Origin of the sequence: Shewanella sp. BJSY2023SW005 (assembly GCF_047314585.1) — a bacterium.
Taxonomy (GTDB): Bacteria; Pseudomonadota; Gammaproteobacteria; order Enterobacterales; family Shewanellaceae; genus Shewanella; species Shewanella algae.
Genome location: NZ_JBKORJ010000007.1, coordinates 1 through 3,455 on the forward strand (window position 1 = coordinate 1; position 3,455 = coordinate 3,455).

4 protein-coding genes are annotated in these 3,455 nt (G+C 50.7%); all 4 read left to right on the plus strand.

The features are described from left to right. Positions 1 to 370: 370 nt before the first annotated feature. The 4 genes from ACMHXI_RS00970 (at position 371) to ACMHXI_RS00985 (ending at position 3,110) form a co-directional block, all read left to right on the plus strand. Positions 371 to 901, plus strand: a complete 531-nt coding sequence (locus ACMHXI_RS00970; protein WP_413733762.1) for an NADAR family protein — start codon at positions 371 to 373, stop codon at positions 899 to 901. 112 nt (positions 902 to 1,013) lie between these two features. Further along, entirely contained in the window at positions 1,014 to 2,147 is a 1,134-nt protein-coding gene (locus tag ACMHXI_RS00975) for a pyridoxal phosphate-dependent aminotransferase (protein ID WP_413733764.1), read from the plus strand. Between the two features lie 94 nt (positions 2,148 to 2,241). Then, positions 2,242 to 2,700 (plus strand): hypothetical protein, encoded by a 459-nt coding sequence (locus ACMHXI_RS00980; protein ID WP_413733766.1) that lies wholly within the window; start codon positions 2,242 to 2,244, stop codon positions 2,698 to 2,700. Continuing rightward, entirely contained in the window at positions 2,697 to 3,110 is a 414-nt protein-coding gene (locus tag ACMHXI_RS00985) for a hypothetical protein (RefSeq protein ID WP_071237171.1), read from the plus strand. The genes ACMHXI_RS00980 and ACMHXI_RS00985 overlap by 4 nt, the downstream gene beginning before the upstream one ends. Positions 3,111 to 3,455: the final 345 nt, after the last annotated feature.

Consider the following 3,455-nt stretch of genomic DNA (forward strand, 5'->3'; position numbering starts at 1 on the left):
AGTCCTGAGTGTAGCCAATTTGCTTCATAAGCCAGCGGGGATTTCGGCTACGTCGGGGGTGTCCTTGGGGATGCAAGGGGCTTTGGACAAGCAAAACCCCTTGCCCGGTGTGGTGTGGAACACCACGACTTTAGGCCGCTGGCACAGCGGCTATCATGGCTTTAAGCCAACTCTTCACCGACCGTGAACATTCAAGAAATTTCGCTAAATTGTAAGCTGGTGTAGCATGGCCTCATACACAACTTATAGAATTCATAACAATCTCTGAGTTCAGTGCCAAGGCCTGAACTGACCAGGGTAAGAAAGTCTTTTTGTAGGTAAAAAGCAACCAAGCATAGGAATCACTTTGAAAATTAGGACAAGAGAACAGTTGGTCGATTTCGTAGACCAAGGGAATAAGGTCAAGTACATATTCTTCTGGGGACACCAGGAGAAAGGAGAACAAATTTCCAAGAGTTGTTTTAGTCAATGGTATGACGCAAAGTTTGAAGAAGAAGGCAACGTCTTCATTACTGCGGAGCATTACATGATGTATCACAAGGCAAAGCTATTTGGTGATGACATTGCATGTGAAAGAATCCTCCTTGCCACCAACCCTGGCGCAGCCAAAGCTATTGGTCGGGAAGTAGTCGGGTTCAACCAAGAAGTCTGGGATGAGAGACGCTTTGAAATAGTGCTTAATGCAAACTTAGCTAAGTTTGCTCAGCATACTGAACTAAAATCGCTTCTGCTTAATACTGGAAACCGTATCTTAGTCGAGGCTAGTCCTGTAGATAAAGTATGGGGGATAGGGCTCGCTCAAGATCATCCTGAATCTGAAATTCCCAGGAGATGGAAAGGCTTAAATCTGTTAGGGTTTGCACTCATGGAAGTTCGCGATCGGCTCAGAAAAGATCTCTGACAATCAAAAGCCAAAAGAATAACAAGCTTCAAATAGTGAATAAAAATTCATTTATTTTCTCTCCTCCTCTGGGTAGACTGAGCGCCCTCTTATCCAGAACATCATAATAAACATGCAATTAAGTCGTAGGCATTTTATTCAAGCCGGTCTAGCCAGTACCGCACTGGGGCTCAGTGGCTGCAGTAATTTCTCTCTATCTTCCCAAGAGCAGGCCCAAGCTACAGTCTCCAAGGGGCCCCTGGCGCTGAACTTCAATGAAAACCCGCTGGGGATGCCAAGCAGTGCCAGGGAAGCCATTATGCAGCATATGGGCGAGGCGCACCTGTATCCCGACAGTGCCCGTCAGGCTTTGCTCAAGCGCCTGGCAAGCTACCACGGTGTCAGCCAAGAGCAGCTCATTTATGGCAATGGCTCTTCCGAAGTACTCAAGTTCGCCATAGATGCCATGGCCAGCGCTCACTGCCAGTTGGTGATGCCCAAGCCTACCTTTGACATAGTGGCCGACTATGCCAAGGCCCGGGGGCTCAAGGTAACTGAAGTGCCGCTCACCGCCGAGCTGCAAACCGATATCGCCGCTATGCAAGCCGCCGTGGCCGCACACCCTGGCCCTTCCATTGTCTATCTGTGTAACCCCAACAACCCAACCGGCCTCTTGCTGTCCAAGGCGCCGGTTGCACAGTGGCTGGCCAAGGCCAGTCCCGAGCTGCAGTTTATTATTGATGAGGCCTACGGCGAGTATGCCGGTAGCGATTTCCAATCCGCGCTGCCATTCATTCAAAATGGCCAGAAACACATAGTGCTGACCAAGACGTTCTCCAAAGCATGGGGAATGGCGGGACTAAGGGCCGGTTATGCCATTGCCGCTCCGGAAATGATAGCCGCCATGCAGGCCCAGGCGAGTTTTGACAACGCCAACCTGTTTGCTCTCTATGGGGCGGCAGCAGTGTTGGATGACAGCGCCTGGCTGGCGCAGACCCGCAGCAACAACTTAGAAGCCGGTGCCATTATCATTGCCACACTCAAACAACTGGGGCTCGACTATCTGCCGCTCAACGCCAGTTTTATTTTCCACCGCATCAAAGGTAACAATGAAGACTATCGCAAGCGGATGCAGCAGGCCGGCATTCTGGTGGGCCGTACCTTCTCTGGGCTTGAAGGCTGGAATCGCTTGACCTTGGGCACGCCAATGCAGATGCAACGAGTCGCCAAAGAGATGCAACGTCTGCGTTTGGAAGGTTTGCTCTAATTTCTCTTTCAAGAGCTGTTTCAAGCGCTCTTTCAAGTGCCTTGGCTTTTCGCTAGACTCGGACTTTCGCAGCCTTTTTCAGAAGGATTCTGATATGCAAGTCCAATCCATTCTGGGGGCGTTATTCGCCCTCGGTTTCTCCCTGTCGTTGCAAGCCGCCCCCGGCGAGCTGGTCATCAACAAAAATGCCAAACCCAAATCCTCAAATAGCTATATAGAAGCCGTTCATAAAGAGATCCCGGTAGCGGGAGCCAGTGAGGCCCAGGTTCGTTATGCCATTCTCGAAGGTATGCTCAGCACCAAGGGCTTTGCTTGGGTATACGAGGGCGAAGGTGAGGGCTATATTCTGGCCCGTTTCGACTATCGCGGCGACACCAATGTGATGCGCATTGAATACGACGCCAACTATATTCAGCTTAAATACCACGCCGCCCTGGGGGATTTTGTCTGCAAAAAGCTGATTGATGATATCTGCTACAAGAATGGCCGCGGCTATTACAACTACATCAAGAATCTGCGTCTCTCCATCGCCCTGGAGCTGAAAAAATCATGAAACGAATACTACTGCCGCTACTGCTGAATCTGTTATGGTTGAACCCGGCTTCCGCCGAGACTGAATATCAATTGCAACGCTGGCAAAACCCAGTACCCACAGGTGGTTATGTGCAGGATATCCCCGCCATGTTGCAGCGGGCCGTTACCCGGGATAGCTGGGAACTGGAAACTGCCGCAGATGGCACCTGGCTCGCCCGGCTCAATAACTACAAGGGATACACGGTCGAAGTAGAAGTAGCACGGCAGCAACAGGAACTGCAGCTTAGCCTGCTCTCCAGCCGCTGCGACTGCAAAATGGACCAAGCCAAAATCGACAGTTGGTTAATTCGCCTCAGGCGCAATATCGCTCTCGAAGTCACCAAGGCCGCCAGAGATGAGAGTCTGCGACAGAAGCTGAAAGTCGAGTAGAAGCTTGATAGCTCAAGGCAGGTATGACTCTGGATCGGTGAAATCTTGGCACTAGTTTACAGGCATGCACAAGTTTACAGGCACAGGCGGAACTGTAGCCATCCTTGGTTTGCGCTCGAAAGCATATTGCTACGTAACTCTCGCTGGCAACTCTCGCCATGTCGCAGGATCGCCGGTGCGAAATAGCCGGGATCCCGGTCGATGCGCCAATAGCAGACAAGTTCAAACGATGAAAAACAGACACAAAAAAGGTTCATCGCAGATTAGCGTGGACTGGAAATGAAAACGGTTGGAGAGTTATTGTTTAGTCGCCAAACAAAAACAATGACCAACCCCAACCGTTCT